The organism is Curtobacterium sp. MCBA15_008, from assembly GCF_001865065.1.
GTDB lineage: Bacteria > Actinomycetota > Actinomycetes > Actinomycetales > Microbacteriaceae > Curtobacterium.
This window is the reverse complement of the sequence record NZ_MJGN01000019.1, coordinates 1-18,171: the sequence shown is the minus strand read 5'-3', so window position 1 is coordinate 18,171 and position 18,171 is coordinate 1. Positions and strand designations below refer to the sequence as shown.

18 protein-coding genes are annotated in these 18,171 nt (G+C 72.4%); 10 read left to right on the top strand and 8 right to left on the bottom strand.

Features of this window, described 5'->3' with window-relative positions; all coding sequences use genetic code 11:
- Window positions 1–10: 10 nt before the first annotated feature.
- Both BIU96_RS09640 and BIU96_RS09635 read left to right on the top strand, forming a co-directional pair.
- Window positions 11–1,006 (top strand): LacI family DNA-binding transcriptional regulator, encoded by a 996-nt coding sequence (locus BIU96_RS09640; RefSeq protein WP_071292400.1) that lies wholly within the window; start codon window positions 11–13, stop codon window positions 1,004–1,006.
- A gap of 424 nt (window positions 1,007–1,430) precedes the next feature.
- Window positions 1,431–1,841, top strand: coding sequence for an arsenate reductase ArsC (locus tag BIU96_RS09635; RefSeq protein WP_071292426.1), 411 nt, complete (start codon window positions 1,431–1,433; stop codon window positions 1,839–1,841).
- Between the two features lie 12 nt (window positions 1,842–1,853).
- Here BIU96_RS09635 and BIU96_RS09630 read toward each other — a convergent pair whose 3' ends face one another.
- Together BIU96_RS09630 and BIU96_RS09625 are read right to left on the bottom strand one after the other, a co-directional pair.
- Complete coding sequence (locus tag BIU96_RS09630) at window positions 1,854–3,716, bottom strand: collagen-binding domain-containing protein (RefSeq protein WP_071292399.1); 1,863 nt, start codon at window positions 3,714–3,716, stop codon at window positions 1,854–1,856.
- Window positions 3,717–3,978: 262 nt separating this feature from the next.
- Complete coding sequence (locus BIU96_RS09625; RefSeq protein WP_071292398.1) at window positions 3,979–5,010, bottom strand: alcohol dehydrogenase catalytic domain-containing protein; 1,032 nt, start codon at window positions 5,008–5,010, stop codon at window positions 3,979–3,981.
- A 252-nt stretch (window positions 5,011–5,262) separates the two neighbouring features.
- Between BIU96_RS09625 and BIU96_RS09620 the strand changes: the two genes are divergently transcribed.
- The 4 genes from BIU96_RS09620 to BIU96_RS09605 all read left to right on the top strand — a co-directional run bounded on the left by BIU96_RS09620 (window position 5,263) and on the right by BIU96_RS09605 (window position 9,218).
- Complete coding sequence (locus tag BIU96_RS09620; protein WP_071292397.1) at window positions 5,263–5,700, top strand: GNAT family N-acetyltransferase; 438 nt, start codon at window positions 5,263–5,265, stop codon at window positions 5,698–5,700.
- 169 nt (window positions 5,701–5,869) lie between these two features.
- Window positions 5,870–7,285: an ABC transporter substrate-binding protein gene (locus BIU96_RS09615; RefSeq protein WP_071292425.1), complete on the top strand. Its 1,416-nt coding sequence runs from the start codon at window positions 5,870–5,872 to the stop codon at window positions 7,283–7,285.
- Window positions 7,282–8,265 (top strand): carbohydrate ABC transporter permease, encoded by a 984-nt coding sequence (locus BIU96_RS09610; RefSeq protein ID WP_083402796.1) that lies wholly within the window; start codon window positions 7,282–7,284, stop codon window positions 8,263–8,265. The genes BIU96_RS09615 and BIU96_RS09610 overlap by 4 nt, the downstream gene beginning before the upstream one ends.
- On the top strand, window positions 8,262–9,218 hold the full coding sequence (locus BIU96_RS09605; RefSeq protein WP_083402795.1) for a carbohydrate ABC transporter permease: 957 nt from the start codon (window positions 8,262–8,264) through the stop codon (window positions 9,216–9,218). Before BIU96_RS09610 ends, BIU96_RS09605 begins: the two co-directional genes overlap by 4 nt.
- Window positions 9,219–9,311: 93 nt before the next feature.
- On the opposite strand, the gene BIU96_RS09600 is transcribed toward BIU96_RS09605, so the two are convergent.
- On the bottom strand, window positions 9,312–9,992 hold the full coding sequence (locus BIU96_RS09600; protein ID WP_071292396.1) for an SDR family NAD(P)-dependent oxidoreductase: 681 nt from the start codon (window positions 9,990–9,992) through the stop codon (window positions 9,312–9,314).
- A gap of 102 nt (window positions 9,993–10,094) precedes the next feature.
- Between BIU96_RS09600 and BIU96_RS09595 the strand changes: the two genes are divergently transcribed.
- Window positions 10,095–10,940, top strand: a complete 846-nt coding sequence (locus BIU96_RS09595) for a helix-turn-helix domain-containing protein (protein ID WP_071292422.1) — start codon at window positions 10,095–10,097, stop codon at window positions 10,938–10,940.
- On the opposite strand, the gene BIU96_RS09590 is transcribed toward BIU96_RS09595, so the two are convergent.
- Complete coding sequence (locus BIU96_RS09590) at window positions 10,927–12,147, bottom strand: beta-ketoacyl synthase (protein WP_071292395.1); 1,221 nt, start codon at window positions 12,145–12,147, stop codon at window positions 10,927–10,929. The genes BIU96_RS09595 and BIU96_RS09590 overlap by 14 nt on opposite strands.
- Before the next feature lie 56 nt (window positions 12,148–12,203).
- On the opposite strand from BIU96_RS09590, the gene BIU96_RS09585 reads away from it, so the two are divergent.
- Window positions 12,204–12,800, top strand: a complete 597-nt coding sequence (locus BIU96_RS09585; protein ID WP_071292394.1) for a TetR/AcrR family transcriptional regulator C-terminal domain-containing protein — start codon at window positions 12,204–12,206, stop codon at window positions 12,798–12,800.
- A 15-nt stretch (window positions 12,801–12,815) separates the two neighbouring features.
- Here BIU96_RS09585 and BIU96_RS09580 read toward each other — a convergent pair whose 3' ends face one another.
- Genes BIU96_RS09580 through dhaK form a run of 4 tightly spaced genes read right to left on the bottom strand, consistent with a single transcriptional unit; the run spans window position 12,816 to window position 15,544 of the window.
- Window positions 12,816–13,112 (bottom strand): hypothetical protein, encoded by a 297-nt coding sequence (locus tag BIU96_RS09580; RefSeq protein WP_071292393.1) that lies wholly within the window; start codon window positions 13,110–13,112, stop codon window positions 12,816–12,818.
- A 13-nt stretch (window positions 13,113–13,125) separates the two neighbouring features.
- A complete protein-coding gene (gene dhaM / locus BIU96_RS09575) occupies window positions 13,126–13,848 on the bottom strand; it encodes a dihydroxyacetone kinase phosphoryl donor subunit DhaM (RefSeq protein ID WP_071292392.1) in 723 nt (240 codons plus the stop codon).
- The gene (dhaL, locus tag BIU96_RS09570; RefSeq protein ID WP_071292391.1) at window positions 13,845–14,489 is read right to left on the bottom strand and encodes a dihydroxyacetone kinase subunit DhaL; all 645 of its coding nucleotides are present in this window, start codon (window positions 14,487–14,489) and stop codon (window positions 13,845–13,847) included. Before dhaL ends, dhaM begins: the two co-directional genes overlap by 4 nt.
- Window positions 14,490–14,542: 53 nt before the next feature.
- A complete protein-coding gene (gene dhaK, locus BIU96_RS09565; protein ID WP_071292421.1) occupies window positions 14,543–15,544 on the bottom strand; it encodes a dihydroxyacetone kinase subunit DhaK in 1,002 nt (333 codons plus the stop codon).
- 314 nt (window positions 15,545–15,858) lie between these two features.
- Here dhaK and BIU96_RS09560 point away from each other — a divergent pair, with 314 nt between their 5' ends.
- Both BIU96_RS09560 and glpK read left to right on the top strand, forming a co-directional pair.
- Window positions 15,859–16,581, top strand: a complete 723-nt coding sequence (locus BIU96_RS09560) for an MIP/aquaporin family protein (protein ID WP_071292390.1) — start codon at window positions 15,859–15,861, stop codon at window positions 16,579–16,581.
- A gap of 43 nt (window positions 16,582–16,624) precedes the next feature.
- Window positions 16,625–18,136 (top strand): glycerol kinase GlpK, encoded by a 1,512-nt coding sequence (glpK, locus tag BIU96_RS09555; RefSeq protein ID WP_071292389.1) that lies wholly within the window; start codon window positions 16,625–16,627, stop codon window positions 18,134–18,136.
- The last annotated feature ends 35 nt before the right edge of the window (window positions 18,137–18,171 follow it).

The window sequence follows — 18,171 nt, the reverse complement described above, 5'->3', positions numbered from 1 at the left end:
GAGGACGGCCGTGTCGACGTACAAGGACATCCAGCGAGCCACCGGCCTCTCGCTCGCGACGATCTCCAAGTACTACAACGGGCGGAACGTCCTGGCAGCGAACCGCGAAGCCATCGAGGCCGCGGCGCGCGAGCTCGACTTCCGCCCCAACCAGCACGCCCGGATGCTGCGCTCGCGGCAGTCACGGACCGTCGGCGTGCTCCTGCCGGCACTCGACAACGACTTCCATCTGACGATCATCGCCGGGGTCGAGGAAGCGCTCCGCCCGCGCGGCATCAGCGTCATCGTGGCCGCGAGCCCCGATCCGGCCGACGATCCGGTCAGTCTGCTGATGGACCGCATGGTCGACGGGATCGTCGCGGTCACCGCGCCGCACGACGTCCCCGCGCTCCGCGCGGCGGCCACGCGCGTGCCGGTCGTGATGGTCGACTGGCACATCGATGACATCGACGCCGACGGCGTCTTCATCGACAACGTGGCGGCGGGAGCGCTCGGCGCCCGGCACCTCCTCGACCACGGGCACCGCCGGATCGGGTTCGTCGGCGGTGACCCGACGATCTCCTCGATGCGCCTCCGCACCGAGGGGTTCGAGCGCGCGCTCGCTGCGCACGGAACGCCGGCGGATCGCGCCCTGGAGCGTCTCGTCCCGCTGACGGTCGACGCCGGGTACCGCGCCGCGCAGGAGCTCCTCGCGCTGTGGCCGCGTCCCACCGGGCTGTTCACGGCGAACTACGAGCTCACCCTGGGGGCCGTGACCGCCGTCAACGACTCCGGACTGCGCATCGGCCGGGACATCTCGGTGGTCGGGTTCGACAGTCGCGAGCTCGCCCAGGCCCTCGTCCCGAAGCTGACGGTCATCGTGCAGCCCACCCGCGAGATCGCCCGGCACGCAGCACGCCTGATCGCCGACCACATCGAGCTGCCCGGCGACCGTCCCGCCCCGACGATCGAGTACCTCGAGGCCCACCTCCTGCCGGGGGCCTCGGTCACACGCGTCGACGAGTGACCGCGCGGAGCGGCCGCGCCGTCGCGGCGGCACCGGTCGCCGTCCGGATCCGGACCGCCTGACGGACGGGAGGCGCGGTGCGGGCCGGCACCGCGCCTCCCGTCAGCCAGGTGGTCGCGATCGCGACCCCCACTGCTGCTGGAGCAGCCGGTCACCGTCCGGTCCGCGCGCAGCGTGTCGCGGACCGATCCGCGTACTTCGTCTCGTACGCGGCGTCGATGCGGCTGTTCAGGTCCGGGACGATCCTTCCCGGCAGTCCTGATCCTTCCGACGCCCCGCGCGACGGCGGCGCGGTACCAGCAGGAGCGCCGCCCGTCGTCGGCGCGGACGGACAGGTCGCCGCCGACGACGACCTGCGGTGTCGTCCACGCTCCGAGCCGGGGCGCCCAGTCAGGGCGGCCCTCCACGTGGGATGCTCGTCGACATGACCGCCAAAGCCACGATCCTGTTCGTCTGCGTCCACAACGCCGGACGCTCCCAGATGGCGGCCGGGTACGCACGGGCACTCGGCGGCGACCGTGTCGAGGTGCTCTCGGCGGGCTCCGAGCCGAAGGACGCGATCAACCCGGTGGCGGTCCGCGCCATGGCCGAGGACGGCATCGACATCGCGGGCACGCAGCCGACGGTCCTCACGACGGACGCCGTCCGGATCGCCGACGCCGTCGTCACGATGGGCTGTGGCGACGCGTGCCCGGTCTTCCCCGGCAAGCGCTACGAGGACTGGGAGCTCACCGACCCGGCCGGCAAGGACATCGAGGACGTCCGACCGATCCGTGACGAGGTCAAGCAGCGCGTCGAGGTGCTCATTTCGCAGTTGCTCGACTCCCCCGTGTGACGTCCGCCCGCTTCATCGACGTCCGGGGCGGCGTCGGTGGACGGCCTGCCACGTCGCGAGGGCGATGCCGGTCAGCAGTGCGACCGCTCCGAGCGCCACTCCGGCGAGCAGGTGTGCGGGACCGGTGAACGCGAGTCCGCCGGAAGCCGTCTGGTCGTCCCACGTCCAGCCCGTCGGCTCGGCACCGCCGCCCGCGCGCGCCACAGACGCACTCGGCGTGTCCGTCGGCACGGGTGACGGCGTCGGCGTCGGCGTCGGGTCGACCACGAAGGTGTTGGTGACGACGCACGTGGTGTCGTCACCAGCGGCGACCGTCACGGCGTCGCCGTCCGACACCACTGCGTCCCCGCAGTCCCATCCGTCGGATCGGAAGCCCTCCGTCGGTCCGTCCTCGCGGAGTGTGTACGTGCCGGCCGGCACCGAGCGTGCCGTGACCGCCTCGTCGCCGCTCCGACCGGTGACGGTCTCCGTCGCTCCGGTCGCGGTGAGGACCCAGTCCGTCGCCGGAGCGTTGCCCGTGGGGGCTCCGACGACGTCCTTCCGGAGCGTCAGCGTTCCGGTGGCGGTGACCCCCTCCGCGACGTTCGTGACGACGCAGACGACGTCGGCGTCCTCGGGGACGGTCACCACGCCGGCGTCCGACACCGGCACCACCGCCTCGCCGTCCGTGCACGCCCAGCCCTCGCTGCGGAAGCGCGGCGGCCCCGACTCCGACAACCGGTACTCCCCCGGTGCGACGCTGACGGCCTCGACGGCGCCGGACCGTCCGGTCACGGTCGTGTCGCCGTCGGACGACGTGGCCGTGAGGGTCCACGAGGACGGTGGCTCGTCGGATCCCTCCACCGCCTTCCGGAGCGTCAGGGTGGACGCCGCCGCATCGGCGCAGGCCACCTGCGCGGCGAAGGCGTAGTCGTGGATCTCCCGAGGCGCTCCCGGCCCCTGGTCGGACCCGTGGGTGAACGACGCGGCGACGACGTTGCCGGACAGGTTCTGCGTCTGCGCCCAGGTGACGGCGGCGTTCGGCGCGTACAGACTGCCGTTCAGCTCGGCGGTGTTCCCGACGACCGCCACCGAGGTCGCCTCCGGGAAGTTCCAGAGCGCGTACGGCGAGGCGGCCTCCGGCCACCCCTGTCGTGGGAACGTCCCGCTGAAGGCGGTCCCCGTCACCGTGATGACGAGCGGCGTCGAGGCGGAGAGCGCCTGACCGTCGAGCAACCCGATCTGCGAGATGTTCGCGAGCTCGGACGGCGTGAACCTGAGGAAGTTCGTCCGGCCCGGGACGAGGTCGACGTACACCTGCGGCGTGGGAGACGTGACCGGTCGTGGCACCGTCGGGGACGTCGCGGTCGGCGCGCTGTACAGGGCTTCGGTGGCCGGACACGCGGCGATCGCTCGCGACAGCGGACGGTAGGCGGCGAAGGCCCCGGCGATGTCCGGGGCGCCCCGGAGGTCGGCGACGGACGCCGCCGTCTGCGGCACGGTGTCGCTGCCGATCCGCGGGGTCGCCGTCGGGTCCGTCACGCCCGCCGGGACGACCTGGTACGAGTTCGGGTTCTCCTGCAGCACCGTCCACGCGGTCGGGCTGCCCCCGAGCTTCGTGTACCCACCGTTCGCGATGTTCAGCACCGACGTGCTCCCGGCCCAGTCCACGCCGCCACCGGCGTACAGGTACGTGTCGCGTTCGTCGCCGGGCGAGCGGAACGTCGGCGGCGGCGTCGCACCGGCGCCCACGTTGTACGGCTGCCGGAACCGGACGGTCCCGGCTGCGGCCATGGTGCCCTCGGACTCGTCCACACCGGGCCCCACGGTGACGTCCCCGTCGGTGATGACGAGGAAGCCGGAGTTCGCGCGCCGGTCGAGGGTCACCGGGTTCACGGCCTCGACCGCGGCTCGAGCCGGTTCGACCGGGCCGACGAGGGCGAGACCGGACGTGACGACCAGAACTCCTGCGACGAGGACGGCGGTCAGCGCGCGACTTCGGCCGCCGATCGGACGTCGGTCGGCCTGCCGGCCCTGGTGCTCGTGTGCAATCCGGCCACGCTGACCGATCGGCGGACCGGTGACACCGCCCGGTCCGGGTGATCCCGCTGCCGAGCGCGACGGTCAGACGACTGTGACGGTCAGACGACTGCGACGGTCAGACGACTGCGACGGTCATGCCCGCCGAGGTGGCTGGCCCGTCCATCGCGACGAGCGCGGCCGGGAGGTCCTCGAAGCCGATCGTCCGACCGATCGACTCCGCCGGTCGCAGCCGTCCGGTGACGACGTCGTCGAGCATCGCGGCGTACTCACCCACGGCGATCCCGTGGCTGCCGAGCAGCTCGAGCTCCTCCGCGATCACGCGGCCCATCGGGATCGCGGGCGTCGCCTCGTCGTCGAGCAGCAGCCCGACCTGCACGTGCCGCCCTCGCGGACGCAGCGAGGCGACGGCGGCGACGGAGGTCGCACGGCTGCCGAACGCGTCGACCGAGACGTGCGCGCCACCGTCGGTGTGGGCCCGCACGGTGGCGACGACGTCGGCGTCCATCGGGACCACGACGGCTCCGAGCGCCTCGGCCCGTGCCAGGGCGGCGGGTGCGACGTCGGTCGCGATGACCCGGGCGCCGGCCGCGACGGCCACGATGACGGTCGACAGGCCGACGCCACCGCACCCGAAGACCGCGACCCACTCCCCCTCGGCCACCCGTCCGCGGGCGTGCAGCGCGTGGTACGCCGTGCCGAAGCGGCAGCCGAGTCCCGCGGCCTCGGCGAAGCCGACGGCGTCGGGCAGCCCGACGAGGTTCACGTCGGCGTGCGGCACCACCACGGACTCGGCGTACGAGCCGGGCAGGGTGAAGCCCGGCTGTTGCTGGCGCGTGCACACCTGGGTGGCGCCGGCCCGGCACTCCGCGCAGGTGCCGCACGCGAAGACGAACGGCGCGGTCACCCGGTCGCCGACCGAGAAGCGCGTCACCGCCGACCCGGTCGAGGAGACGACCCCGGCGAACTCGTGACCCGGCACGTGCGGCAGGCGGACGGAGTCGTCGTGTCCCTTCCAGGCGTGCCAGTCGCTCCGGCACACACCGGTGGCGGCGACGCGCACGACGACCCCGTCCTCCGGGGCGACGGGGTCGGGGAGGTCGACGATGGCGGGGACGGCACCGAACCGGTCGTACTGCACTGCGCGCATCCGGTCATCCTGACAGAGGCTCGACCGGGTCAGGGGCACGCGCCCCACGGCCGAGCCGACACGCGCCCGTCGCCACCCGACCGCCCGTTTGACGGAGGCGACGGGGCGGACGCACCCCGGGCCTCCAGGCCGGCGACGACGCCGCTGACGACACCGGCCGCGCTGCCGGTGACCACGCCGGCGACGCTGCCGGGGTCCACCGTGGCGGGATCGGCCGTTGTCCCGGGACCGGACCCCCGGTTCACTGGGCGGATGGGACTGCGCTTCTCCGACGACCCCGCCGACCTCGACGTCGCCCGTGTGCACCGCTGGCTGAGCGAGGAGTCCTACTGGGCCCGCGGACGCGACCGCGCCACGCAGGAGGCGTTCATCGCGGGGTCGCGGAACTTCGGCGTGTACGACGACGCCACCGGGCAGCAGCTCGGGTACGCCCGCGTCATCACGGACGGTGTGACCTTCGGCTGGCTCGCCGACGTCTTCGTCGACCCGGACACCCGCGGGCGCGGTGTCGGCGTCGCGCTGGTGCAGGGCGTTACGGCGGCGATCGAGCCGCTCGGGCTGAAGCGGTTCGCGCTGTTCACGGCCGATGCGCACGGCCTCTACGAGCGGTTCGGGTTCCGGCCGCTGCCGGACGCCGACGGGTGGATGATGCGGCCCGGCCCCGGCTTCGGGGCCGACGTGCACGACTGACCCGCTGGTCGACGGAGCACAGCTGAGGTGGGGGCCGGCCCCCGGGGCCGCGCTTGTCCACGGAGCGCGGGCCACGCGCCCGCGCCGGTCCCCCGGCCGCCGAACCCCGGTAGAAGGAGGGGCAGGGGTCGCGCCCAACGGCGGGTGCGGGGATGGAGGAACGGTGTCCGTGCGCCGGAAGCAGACGACGACCACCACCACAGCCCTCGGCACCGCGGCGGTGATCGCCCTCGTCCTCGGGGGCTGCGCCTCCGGCATCCAGCCGCGCGACGACCGCGACGTGGACTACTCGCTCGACGCCCACCTCACCGGCACCCTCGACGTGATGGGCTTCGGCCTCGGTGACGACGTCGCGACGGTCCGCGACCGCGACGCCCGGGCCGCCCTCGGCGGGGACGTCCGCGTCTCGATGGCGGAGGGCGCGCTCGACACCCAGACGTTCCTGTCCGCGGTCGCGGCCGGCGACCCACCGGACCTCGTCTACGCCTCGCGCGACGACATCGGGTCCCTCGCCACGCAGGGTGCGCTCCTCCCCCTCGACCGGTGCCTCGCCGGTTCGGACACCGACACGGCGCAGTTCCGCGACTCCGCGGTGGCCCAGGTCTCGCACGGCGGGCACGTCTACGGCGTCCCCGAGTTCAACCAGCTGCAGATCGCGATGGCGTCGACGGACCTGCTCGACCGGTCGGGGCTGTCGATGGCGGACGTGAACGGCTCGGACTGGTCGGCGATGACGGCGGCGAACGAGGCGATGACCCGGACGACCGGCAAGCGCCTCGACGTGGTGGGGGTCGACGCGAAGCTGCCGGACTTCTTCTGGCTCTGGACCCTGGCGAACGGTACCCGGCCGATCTCGGAGGACGGACGGACGGCGCAGCTCGACGACCCGGCCGTGGTCGAGGCCCTCGCGCACGCGGTCTCGCTGACCGAGCCCGAGGGCGGCTTCGACCGGGTGAAGGCGGTGCGGGACGCGGCCGACCTGTTCGGCGAGGACAACCCGTTCGCCGCGGGGAAGCTCGGCGCCGAGCCGATGGACAACTGGTACGTCAACGTGCTCGAGGACGTCAGCCCCGACGTGCGCCTGCAGTTCGACGCGTTCCGCGACCGGAAGGGGCAGCCGATCGCGTTCGCCGGCGGCAGCGCCTGGGCGGTCCCGGTCAACGCCCGCGACCCGCAACTCGCCTGCCGGTACGCGGTGACGATGACGAGCGTCGACGCGTGGCTCGACGCCGCGAAGGCGCGGATCCGGGAGGGCGCGAAGACCCACAAGCAGTTCACGGGCCTGCTGACCGCGAACCGCACGGCGGACGCCCGCATCGAGCGGCTCGCACTCGACCAGGCGTCGGCGCAGGGCCGGTCGTCCGACGACCAGTGGGTCCAGGCCGTCCGGGCGATCTACACGGCGAACGACCGAGCGGTCTCGGCCCCGGCGAACCCCGCGGCGGCCGAGTTCGCGAAGGCGTGGCAGGACGGGGTGAACAGCGTGCTCAACGGGCAGGACACCCCGGAGCGCGCGATGGCCCGTGCGCAGCAGGTGGCCCAGCGGGCGCTCGACGACGCCTGGGCCGAGGAAGGACGACGATGACCACGATCCAGCGCCCCGCGGCGGCCACGCCGCCCGGAGCGGAGCGGCCCACTCCCGCGCCGCCGGCCCGGCCCGGCGTCCGCCGACGGCGCCGCCGCGAGGCCACCAGCGCCCTGCTCTTCATCAGCCCCTGGATCATCGGCTTCCTCGTCTTCACCCTCTGGCCGATCCTGCAGAGCGCGTGGCTGTCGATGACCGACTACGACGTCCTGCACGCGGCCCGCTGGGTCGGCTGGGACAACTACGTCGAGCTCTTCCAGGACCCGAAGGTCGCCCTCTCGCTCGGCAACACGGTGCTCTACACGGTGCTCGAGGTGCCGGCGCACGTCCTGGTGTCCCTCGCGCTCGCGCTGCTGCTGGCCCGCGCCGGTCGGTCGTCCGGCTTCTTCCGGACGGTCTTCTTCCTGCCGAAGATGACCCCGGCGGTGGCGGTCGGCGCCCTGTTCCTCCTGGTGTTCAACGGGCAGGACGGCCTGGTGAACCGTGCGCTGGCGCTGGTCGGCATCGACGGACCGGCGTGGACCACCGACCCCGCGTGGGTGAAGCCCGGTCTCGTCATCATGAGCCTCTGGACCGTGGGCGCGAGCGTGGTCATCTTCCTCGCCGCCCTCCGCGCCGTCCCGACCGACCTGCTCGAGGCGGCGACCCTCGACGGCGCGGGCCCCTGGCAGCGGACGCTCCGGGTGACGCTCCCCCTGATCAGTCCGACCGTCTTCTTCGTGACGGTGGTCACCACGATCGCGTCGTTCCAGACGTTCACCGAGTCGTACACCGCGTTCTTCGGGGCGTCGAGCTCCGCCTACGGCAACGACGCGGCCCTGTTCTACGTCATCTACCTGTTCCAGCAGGGATTCGAGTACCTGCACATGGGCTTCGCCTCGGCGATGGCCTGGGTGCTGTTCGTCATCATCCTCGCGGTCACGATCGTCCAGATCCGCGTCTCGCGACGGCTCGTCCACTACGAAGGCGGTGACGCATGAGCGCCGGGACCCTGCCTGGAGGCGCGGCCTCCCCCGACACGACGGCCGGCGTCGGCGCCGGGCCGGTCCCACCCCGCTCGGTGCGGGCCGGTGCCGTCGCCGCGGTCCGCCCCGACCGCGGCTCCGGCCGCGGCTGGCGCCGCGGGCTGACGGTCGCCGCGCTGGTCGTCTGCGCCGTCGTGTTCCTGTACCCGTTCCTCTGGCTGGTGAGCGCGTCGTTCAAGCCACGCAGCCAGGTGTTCGACAACGCCCTGATCCCCCGCACGTTCACGTTCGACAACTACGTGACGATCTGGCAGACGGCACCGATGGCGTTGTGGATCGTGAACACGCTCGTCGTCACCCTGCTCGCCACCGTGGCCGTGACGTTCACCTCGGCGATGGTCGCCTGGGGCTTCGCGTACTTCCGGTTCCGCGGGCGCAACCTGCTGTTCGGGCTGGTCCTCGCGACGATGATGCTGCCCGGCGCGGTCACGATGATCCCGACGTTCATGATCTGGAACACCCTCGGGCAGTCGGGGACGCTGACCCCGCTGTGGGCCGGCAACCTGTTCGGGTCCGCGTTCTACGTGTTCCTGCTCCGCCAGTTCTTCCTGGGGCTGCCCCGGGACACGTTCGACGCGGCGACGGTGGACGGAGCCGGGAACTTCCGGGTGTTCTGGTCGGTCGCCCTCCCGCTCTGCAAGCCGGCGCTCGTCGTGACCGCGCTGTTCGAGGCGCAGGCGAGCTGGACCGACCTGATGAAGCCGCTCATCTACCTGCGCGACTCGTCGACCTTCACGGTGCCGCGCGGGCTGAAGGCGATGGTCGACCAGTTCGGGTTCGGCGGCGAGTTCCACTGGGAGCTCATCGTGACCGCATCGGTGATCACGACGGTGCCGATGATCATCCTGTTCTTCATCGGGCAGCGGCAGTTCGTCGAGGGGATCGCCACGACGGGCACGAAGGGCTGAGGCACGGCACCGACTCGCGGCACCGTGCCCCGGGGCCCGACCCGCGGCGCCGTGCCCGGGGTCCGACCCGCGGCGCGGCGCCGCAGGCGGTGCTCAGTACTCGACGCGGCCCTCGCGGTCGTGGAACTCGCCCGTCGGCCCGTCCGTCCCGATCGTGGCCAGCGCCACCGTCGCGTCGGTGCCCTCGGTCACGGTCTGGTGCCCGCCGAACCCGTTGAACTCGGTCGCGGTGTACCCGGGGTCGCTCGCGTTCACGCGGAACCCGGGCAGGTTCTTCGCGTACTGCACGGTCAGCGCGATGAGCGCGGCCTTCGACGCCGCGTACGGGATCGACGGCACGGGGAACTCGTCGCGGCCGGGCGTCGTGAGCCACCTGGCGAAGCCGACGCCGGACGCCACGTTCACGATGACCGGGTTCGCCGACGCCCGCAGCTTCGGCAGCGCCGCCTGGGTGACCCGGACCACGCCGGTGACGTTCGTGTCGAGCACGGAGGCGATGGCGTCGGCGTCGAGGTCGTCCACGCCGAACGAGGTGCCGAGCACCCCGGCGTTGTTCACGAGGACGTCGAGCGCCGGGATGGCCGCGACCGCGCGGTCGATGCTGTCCTGGTCGGTCACGTCGAGCTGGACGACGTGGGCGCCGAGGGCACGGGCCTCGTCGCCGCGGCTGGTGTCGCGCATGCCGGCGTGGACGGTGTGTCCCGCCTCGACCAGGCGCCGGACGGTCTCGAGTCCCAGGCTGCGGTTGGCTCCGGTGATGAGTGTCGTTGTCATGCGTCCAGCCTGCGCCCGAGCGCCGCGCTCCCCCAGGCACCGCACGACGGTGGGACCGGCAGTACCAGGGAGGACGTCGTGCGCGGGGCGATGATGGTGGGCATGAGCGAGTTCGCGAGTGTGCTGCGGTCCTGGCGTGACCGGGTGCGTCCGGAGGAGGTGGGGCTCCCCGCGGGTGCCGGTCGCCGGACGTCCGGGCTCCGCCGCGAGGAGCTCGCCGCCCTCGCCGGGGTGAGCGTCGACTACGTCATCCGGCTCGAGCAGGGACGCGCCACGAACCCGTCGCCGCAGATGCTCGGCGCGCTCGCGACGGCACTCCGTCTCTCCGTCGAGGAGCGCGACCACCTCTTCCGCGTCGCCGGCGCCGCCGCGCCGTCCCGCCAGGTCGTCCCCCGGCACGTCACCCCGGGGGTCCAGCGGATCGTCGACCGGCTCGGCGACGTGCCGCTCGCGGTCTTCACGGCGACGCACGACATCGTCCTGTGGAACGACCTCTGGGCGGCGCTCAACGGGGACCCGGAGCAGTACGCCGGCATCGAGCGGAACCTCGTCTGGCGGCACTTCATGCACGGGCACGACGGCGTCGCGTGGGACGACACCCACCAGGAGGAGTTCTCGAGCGACCTCGCCGCCGACCTGCGCGCCGCGGTCGGTCGGTACCCCGCCGACCGCGGCCTCGCCGAGCTCGTGGCGCGGCTCCGTCGGGAGTCGCCGGAGTTCGAGCGGCGTTGGGAGACCGGCCGGATCGCCGAGCACCGGGCGAGCCGGAAGACCGTGACCACGCCCGTCGGGCCGATCGAGATCGACTGCGACGTGCTGAGCGTGCCCGGCGGCGACCTGCGGATCGTCGTCTACACCGCGGTGCCCGGCACCGAGGACGCCGCGAAGCTCGACCTCCTCCGGGTCACCGGGCTGCAGGAGCTCTCGCCGACCGTCACGCCGCGGTGAACACCAGCGACGCGTTCTGACCGCCGAACCCGAACGAGTTGTCGAGCGCTGACCGGATCGGAGCCGTCCGCGCCGAACCGGACACCACGTCCAGGTCGACCGCCGGGTCCAGGTGCTCCAGGTTGAGCGTCGCTGGCACGACCCCGGTCTCGATCGCCCGGACGGACAGGATCGCCTCGACCGCGCCGGCTGCCCCGAACATGTGGCCGATCGCGCTCTTCGGAGCGGTGACGAGCGCTCCGGTGCCGACCGCGCGGGCGATGGCAGCGGCCTCGCCGACGTCCCCGACCGGCGTGCTCGTCGCGTGCGCGTTGACGTGGTCGATGTCCGCGCCGGTGAGCCCGGCCATCCGGATCGCCGCGGTCATGGCACGTTCCTGCTCGCTGCCGTCGGCGAGCGGCGCCGTGATGTGGTGAGCGTCCGAGGTGACCCCCCACCCGGCGAGCGTGCCGTGCGACCGCTGGGCACGAGCTGCTGCGTGCGCGGCGCGTTCGAGCACGACGAACCCGGCACCCTCACCGAGGACGAACCCGCGGCGGGAGACGTCGAACGGCCGCGACAGTGTCGTCGGGTCGTCGTCGCCCGGCTTCGCGAGCGCCTGGGACTGCGCGAAGGACGCCATGGTGACCGGCGTGACGGCGGCTTCGGTCCCGCCGGCGATCACCACGTCGGCCTCGCCGGTGACGATGAGCCGAGCGGCCATCGCGATCGCCTCGGCCCCGGACGCGCACGCCGACACCGTGGTGTACGCCCCGGCTCGTGCGCCGAACGCGATGCTGATCTGCGCTGCCGCGCCGTTGGCCATGAGCATCGGCACCGTGCGGGGTGACACCCGCCGGGCGCCGGATGCACCGAGCACGTCGTGGGCGTCCAGCAGGGTCTCCACTCCCCCGATGCCGGTGCCCACGACGACCGCGAGCCGGTCGCCCTCGACCGCCGGCGCCCCGGCGTCCGCCCAGGCCTCCTCCGCGGCGACGAGCGCGAGCTGCTGGCTCCGGTCGAGCCGGGCGGCACGGACCCGACCGAGGGCACCGTCCGCGTCCAGCGCGGCGTCCGCCCCCACCAGGATCGGGACCTGCGCCCACAGTGCGCCCGGGCGTTCGAGGACGTGCACGCCCGAGCGCCCGGCGACGAGTGCGTCCCACAGGACGTCGACGCCGTGGCCGAACGGGGAGACCGCGCCGTAGCCGGTGATGGAGATGTCCACGGAAGACTCCTTCTTGTACGTTGAACAAGTTGAGTTGTACCACGTACAATTCCGGCATGGCAACCACGACGGACGCGCCCGGCACGGCACGCGGCGCGGCGACCCGGGCGAAGATCCTCGCAGCGACCGCCGGACTGCTCACCGCGACCGCCGGAGACGGCGGTCCCCGTCGGACCGTCACGGTCAGCGAGATCGCCCGCGCGGCCGGGGTGTACCCGAACCAGATCACGCACCACTTCGGCTCGAAGGACCGTCTCGTGCTCGACGCGTCGTTCGCGCTCTTCCTCCGCGACACCACGCGGTTGCAGGCGGTCGGGCGACGCGCCCGGTCGGCCGAGACCTTCCGGCAGACGCTCGCACGCACGGCGCTGGCGATGCCGTCGACGCTCCTCGTCGTCCGGGCACTCGCGGCGACCGGCGACGACGACGGGCAGCGCGAGCGGGTGCGGCTGCTCCTCGCGGTGTTGTTCCGGCAGTCGGAGCGCTACCTCGAACGGGTGGTCGCCGAGCACGGCTGGGCGAGCGGCAGCGGGGTCGGTCGTGACGCCCGCACCTTCTGGAGCGCGGTCTTCGGCGCGACCCTGCTGGCGGACGCCGGGGTGATCGGCGGTCCGTCCGACCTCGACCTCGCCGGCACCGTCTCCATCACCTGAGTGAGGCTCCCGGGATCAGCGGTGTGCTGCCCAGAGCTCCCCGGCCCGGTCAGCACCCCGCCGGATCAACTCCGCGAGCTCCGGCCGGTCCGGCACCGGGAACGAGACGTACGCCCCACGTCCACCGGCGACGGGCCGGCCGTAGGCCTTCGCCGCGAGTGTCCGGTCGGGCAGCATCCGGACGGTGATGGTCTCGAGTTCGAACTCCTCGCCACGGCGCTCGTCCCGCCACCGCAACGCGGGCGGGACGGTGACCGTGATCGCCATCGCTCCCACCACGACCTCGCCCGACGAGTCGACCGGCTGCGCCATCAGCCGCGCCGGGTCACTCGCCGAAGCCGGACCGCACGAGCGCGACGAGCGCCTCGACCGCGCCCTGCGCGTCGGGACCCGAACCCTCGATCGTGACCGTCGCGCCCTTCGGCAGCGCCAACGCCATGATCGCGAGCAGGCTCTTCGCGTCCACGCCGTTCACCCGCACCGACGCCTCGTACTTCGCTGCGGTCTTCACGAACTCCGCCGCGGGGCGGGCGTGCAGCCCGCTCTCGTTGACGAGTTCGACGCTCTCGGACGCGGCCACGTCGTCGCCGGTGCCGGTCCCGGCGGCCGGCACCGTGCCTCCAGGCTGGTCACCGGACGGACTGGAGGCGCTGCTCGCGTCCGCCTCGGAGGCTGCGGCAGACGCGGCAGCGGCCAGGACGGCGTCGGCGTCACCACCCGTCTGGGCGGCGACCGCCGCGGCCACCGCGCCTTCGACCAGCGGTGCCTGCGAGACGTGCACGCGTGCGCGGAGGTCGTCGTCGAGGAAGTCGAGCGCCGTCTCGGTGGTGAGGTAGGCCGACCCGAGGTCGCACAGCACGACCACGGCGTCCGCGGCGGCGAGCTCCTCGATACCGGCGGTGATCGCCTCGAACGAGGTGCCGATGCCGCCGTCGTCGGTCCCGCCGGCGGCGACGAGCGGGACGTCCGCTGCCATCTGCCGGGCGAGTTCGACCGTGCCGGTCGCGATCGCCGCGCTGTGCGAGACGATCAGGATGCCGACGGTCACGCGGCGCTCCCGGCCGTCGTCGCGTCCACCGCCGCGCGGAGGATGTAGACGGTCGACTGCGCTCCGGGGTCGCGGTGCCCGACGGCACGCTCCCCGAGGTAGCTCGCACGGCCCTTGTGGGCGACGAGTGCGTCGGTCGACTCGGCACCGGTGACGGCGGCGTCCGCGGCGGCGGCGAGCACCTGCTCGGGGCCCTCGCCAGCGGCTGCCGCGGCTGCGGCGGCGTCGACGGCGGGCGACCACGCGTCGACCATCGTCTTGTCGCCGACGGCCGCCTTGCCGCGGGACACGATGCCGTCGCGCGCGGCGGTCAGCACGGCGACGAGGCCGTCCGCGTCGAGCTCGGTCGCGTCACCGGCCGCCTGGGCGGCCTTGAGGTACGCGGTCCCGAAGAGCGGGCCGGCAGCGCCGCCCACCGTCGAGATGAGCTTCGTCGCGACGACCTTGAGCACGGCGCCCGGCGTGTCGAACGAACCGGCGTCGACGGCCTCGAGCACGGCGCGGAACCCCCGGTCGAGGTTCTCACCGTGGTCGCCGTCGCCGATCTCGCGGTCGAGCGTGACGAGCTCGGCCCGGTGCTCGTCGATGGTCGCGGCGGTGCGTCGGACCCAGTCGGTGGCCCATGCGGTGTCGAGCGCCAATGCGGTTCCCTTCGTGTTCCGGCCCGGCGGGCTCGGGGTCGTGGTGCGGTGGTTCAGCGTCCCCAGCGCAGGGCCGGGGTCTCCACCGGTGCGTCCCAGAGGGTGGTGAGTTCGTCGTCGAGCACCGTCACGGTGAGCGAGAACCCCTGCATCTCGAGGGACGTCACGTAGTCGCCGACCAGGCTACGCGCGACGTCGTACCCGCGGTCGGAGAGGACCTCGGCGGCGCGGCGGTACACGATGTAGAGCTCCGACAGCGGTGTGCCGCCCATGCCGTTCACGAGCAGCAGGAGCCTCGAGCCCGCTGGCGCGTCCAGGTCGGTGAGGATCGGTTCGAGCACGCGGTCGACGAGTTCGTCGGCCGGGGCCATCGCGATGCGCTCGCGACCGGGCTCGCCGTGGATGCCGATGCCGAGTTCGACCTCGTCGTCCGCCAGCGTGAAGGACGGCTCGCCGGCGTGCGGCACCGTGCCCGAGCTGAGCGCCAGCCCCATCGACCGCGTGACGTCGTTGACGTGCCGGGCGACCGCGGCGACGGCGTCGAGGTCGTCCCCGCGCTCCGCGGCGGCGCCCGCGCACTTCTCGACGACGACGGTCCCGGCGACCCCGCGACGGCCGGCGGTGTAGAGCGAGTCCTGCACGGCGACGTCGTCGTCGACCACGATGGACTCGACCCGGATGTCCTCCATGCCGGCGAGCTCGGCGGCGGTCTCGAAGTTGAGCACGTCACCGGTGTAGTTCTTGACGATGTGGAGCACGCCCGCTCCCCCGTCGACGGCCTTCGTGGCGGCGACGATGGGGTCCGGCGTCGGGCTCGTGAACACCGGGCCGGGCACTGCAGCGTCGAGCATGCCGTGGCCGACGAACCCGGCGTGCAGGGGCTCGTGGCCGCTGCCACCGCCGCTGACGATGCCGACCTTGCCGGACACCGGTGCATCGGCGCGGTGCAGGTGGATCGGGTCCTCCACCAGGACGACGTGCCCGGCGTGCGCACGGGCGAACCCGCGCACGGTCTCGAGGACGACGGCCTGCGGATCGTTGATGAGCTTCTTCATGCTGACCTCCACGGGTGAGGGGCGATCGCGGGGCAGCACGCCGCCGTCGTCGACCGGAGTTGCCTCAATCTACATCGCAGCCGCGCTCACCCGTTCGGGTCCGGTGCACGTTCGTGCACAGGGTGTTCCACGGTGGGGTCCCCGCGCACCCTCCGGCGCACAGCCCGTCTGCACGTTCGTGCACTTTTCCGCACTTCCCTCAACAACGCATCGCCGCGCGGGAAGCAGCGTCACTATGCTCGGCGTCAATCACTCAACGGGGAGTGCCGGCGCAGCACCACCGGACCCCCACCCTCACGCACTGGAGGTCACCGATGGACGGCATCGGCGTCAATTTCCTGTCTGAGCTCGTCGGTACGGCGATGCTCATCATCCTCGGTGGCGGCGTCGTCGCCGCTGTCTCCCTGACGAAGTCCAAGGGCTTCGGCGCGGGCTTCCTCATGGTCACGATCGGTTGGGGCTTCGCGGTCTTCGCCGGTGTGCTCGTGTCCTACAAGTCGGGCGGTCAGCTGAACCCGGCGGTGAGCCTCGCGCAGGCCATCCTCGGCAACATCACCATCGGCGAGATGCTGCTCTACTGGCTCGCCCAGATGATCGGCGCCATCATCGGTGCGGTCATCGTCTGGCTCGCCTACAAGCAGCACTTCGACGAGGAGCCCGACGCGGCCGCCAAGCTCGGCGTCTTCTCGACCGGCCCGGCGATCCGCTCCTACGGCTGGAACGTCGTCACGGAGATCATCGGCACCTTCGTGCTCGTGTTCGTCATCCTCGCCCTCACGAACGGCAAGGCGCCCGCCGAGCTCGGTGCCGTCCCCGTCGCCTTCCTCGTGATCGCGATCGGCGTCAGCCTCGGTGGCCCGACCGGCTACGCGATCAACCCGGCACGTGACCTCGGTCCGCGCATCGCGCACGCCTTCCTGCCGATCAAGGGCAAGGGCACGAGCGACTGGTCCTACGCCTGGGTGCCGGTCGTCGGCCCCCTCGTCGGCGGTGCCCTCGCCGCCGTCCTGTCGACCTTCCTCCTGCCGGTCGTCTGACCGGCCGTCCCGTCCAACCCGAGCACCACCGTAAGGAGCACCAATGGCCGACTACATCGTCGCCATCGACCAGGGAACGACCAGCACGCGAGCGATCGTCTTCGACCACTCCGGCTCGATCATCTCCGTGGGCCAGAAGGAACACGAGCAGATCTTCCCGCGGGCCGGCTGGGTCGAGCACGACCCGTCCGAGATCTGGGACAACACCCGCGAGGTGATCGGCCAGGCACTGTCCCGCGCCGACATCACCCGCCACGACGTCGCGGCGGTCGGCATCACGAACCAGCGCGAGACCGCGGTGGTCTGGGACAAGACGACCGGCAAGCCCGTGTACAACGCCATCGTCTGGCAGGACACCCGCACGCAGTCCATCGTCGACAAGCTCGCCGACGGCGACACCGACCGCTACAAGGCGATCGTCGGTCTGCCGCTCGCGACCTACTTCGCCGGCACCAAGATCATGTGGATCCTCGAGAACGTCGAGGGTGCGCGTGAGAAGGCCGAGGCCGGCGACCTGCTGTTCGGCACCACCGACACCTGGGTCCTCTGGAACCTGACCGGCGGCGTCGACGGCGGCGTCCACAAGACCGACGTCACGAACGCGTCCCGCACGCTGTTCATGGACCTCGAGACGCTCCAGTGGCGCGACGACATCCTCGCCGACTTCGGTGTGCCGAAGTCGATGCTCCCCGAGATCGTCAGCTCCTCCGAGGTCTACGGCCACGTCGAGTCGTCCAACCTGCTCCGCGAGGTCCCGATCGCCGGCATCCTCGGCGATCAGCAGGCCGCGACCTTCGGCCAGGCGGCGTTCGACCAGGGCGAGTCGAAGAACACCTACGGCACCGGCAACTTCCTCATCTTCAACACCGGTACCGAGATCGTCCGCTCCGAGAACGGCCTGCTCACCACCGTCGGCTACAAGCTCGGCGACCAGGAGACGCACTACGCCCTCGAGGGATCGATCGCCGTCACGGGCTCGCTCATCCAGTGGCTCCGGGACAACCTCGGTCTCATCGGCAGTGCCCCGGAGGTCGAGGCGCTGGCCAAGACCGTCGAGGACAACGGTGGCGTGTACTTCGTGCCGGCGTTCTCCGGGCTCTTCGCGCCGTACTGGCGTCCGGACGCTCGCGGTGCCATCGTCGGCCTCACCCGCTACGTCAACAAGGGCCACATCGCCCGTGCGGCCCTCGAGGCGACGGCGCTGCAGACCCGCGAGGTTCTCGACGCGGTGAACGCCGACTCGGGCGTGGACCTGACGGAGCTCAAGGTGGACGGTGGCATGACCGCCAACAACGAGCTCATGCAGTTCCAGGCCGACATCCTCAACGTGCCGGTGGTGCGTCCGGTCGTCGCCGAGACGACGGCGCTCGGCGCGGCCTACGCGGCCGGTCTCGCGGTGGGCTTCTGGGCCAACCTCGACGAGCTCCGTGCCAACTGGCAGGAGGACCAGCGCTGGGAGCCGCAGCTCGACGACGCCGAGCGCGACCGCCAGATCCGTCTCTGGAAGAAGGCCGTCACGAAGACCTTCGACTGGGTCGACGAGGACGTCCAGTAGCGCAGTCCTGACGTGACCGCCTGGAGGCGCGGTGC

Coding starts and splice junctions, on each gene's coding strand:
- BIU96_RS09635 (WP_071292426.1), top strand. CDS start 1,431: ATGACCGCCAAAGCCACGATCCTGTTCGTCTGCGTCCACAACGCCGGA.
- BIU96_RS09625 (WP_071292398.1), bottom strand. CDS start 5,010: ATGCGCGCAGTGCAGTACGACCGGTTCGGTGCCGTCCCCGCCATCGTC.
- BIU96_RS09620 (WP_071292397.1), top strand. CDS start 5,263: ATGGGACTGCGCTTCTCCGACGACCCCGCCGACCTCGACGTCGCCCGT.
- BIU96_RS09610 (WP_083402796.1), top strand. CDS start 7,282: ATGACCACGATCCAGCGCCCCGCGGCGGCCACGCCGCCCGGAGCGGAG.
- BIU96_RS09605 (WP_083402795.1), top strand. CDS start 8,262: ATGAGCGCCGGGACCCTGCCTGGAGGCGCGGCCTCCCCCGACACGACG.
- BIU96_RS09600 (WP_071292396.1), bottom strand. CDS start 9,992: ATGACAACGACACTCATCACCGGAGCCAACCGCAGCCTGGGACTCGAG.
- BIU96_RS09595 (WP_071292422.1), top strand. CDS start 10,095: ATGAGCGAGTTCGCGAGTGTGCTGCGGTCCTGGCGTGACCGGGTGCGT.
- BIU96_RS09585 (WP_071292394.1), top strand. CDS start 12,204: ATGGCAACCACGACGGACGCGCCCGGCACGGCACGCGGCGCGGCGACC.
- BIU96_RS09580 (WP_071292393.1), bottom strand. CDS start 13,112: ATGGCGCAGCCGGTCGACTCGTCGGGCGAGGTCGTGGTGGGAGCGATG.
- dhaK (WP_071292421.1), bottom strand. CDS start 15,544: ATGAAGAAGCTCATCAACGATCCGCAGGCCGTCGTCCTCGAGACCGTG.
- BIU96_RS09560 (WP_071292390.1), top strand. CDS start 15,859: ATGGACGGCATCGGCGTCAATTTCCTGTCTGAGCTCGTCGGTACGGCG.
- glpK (WP_071292389.1), top strand. CDS start 16,625: ATGGCCGACTACATCGTCGCCATCGACCAGGGAACGACCAGCACGCGA.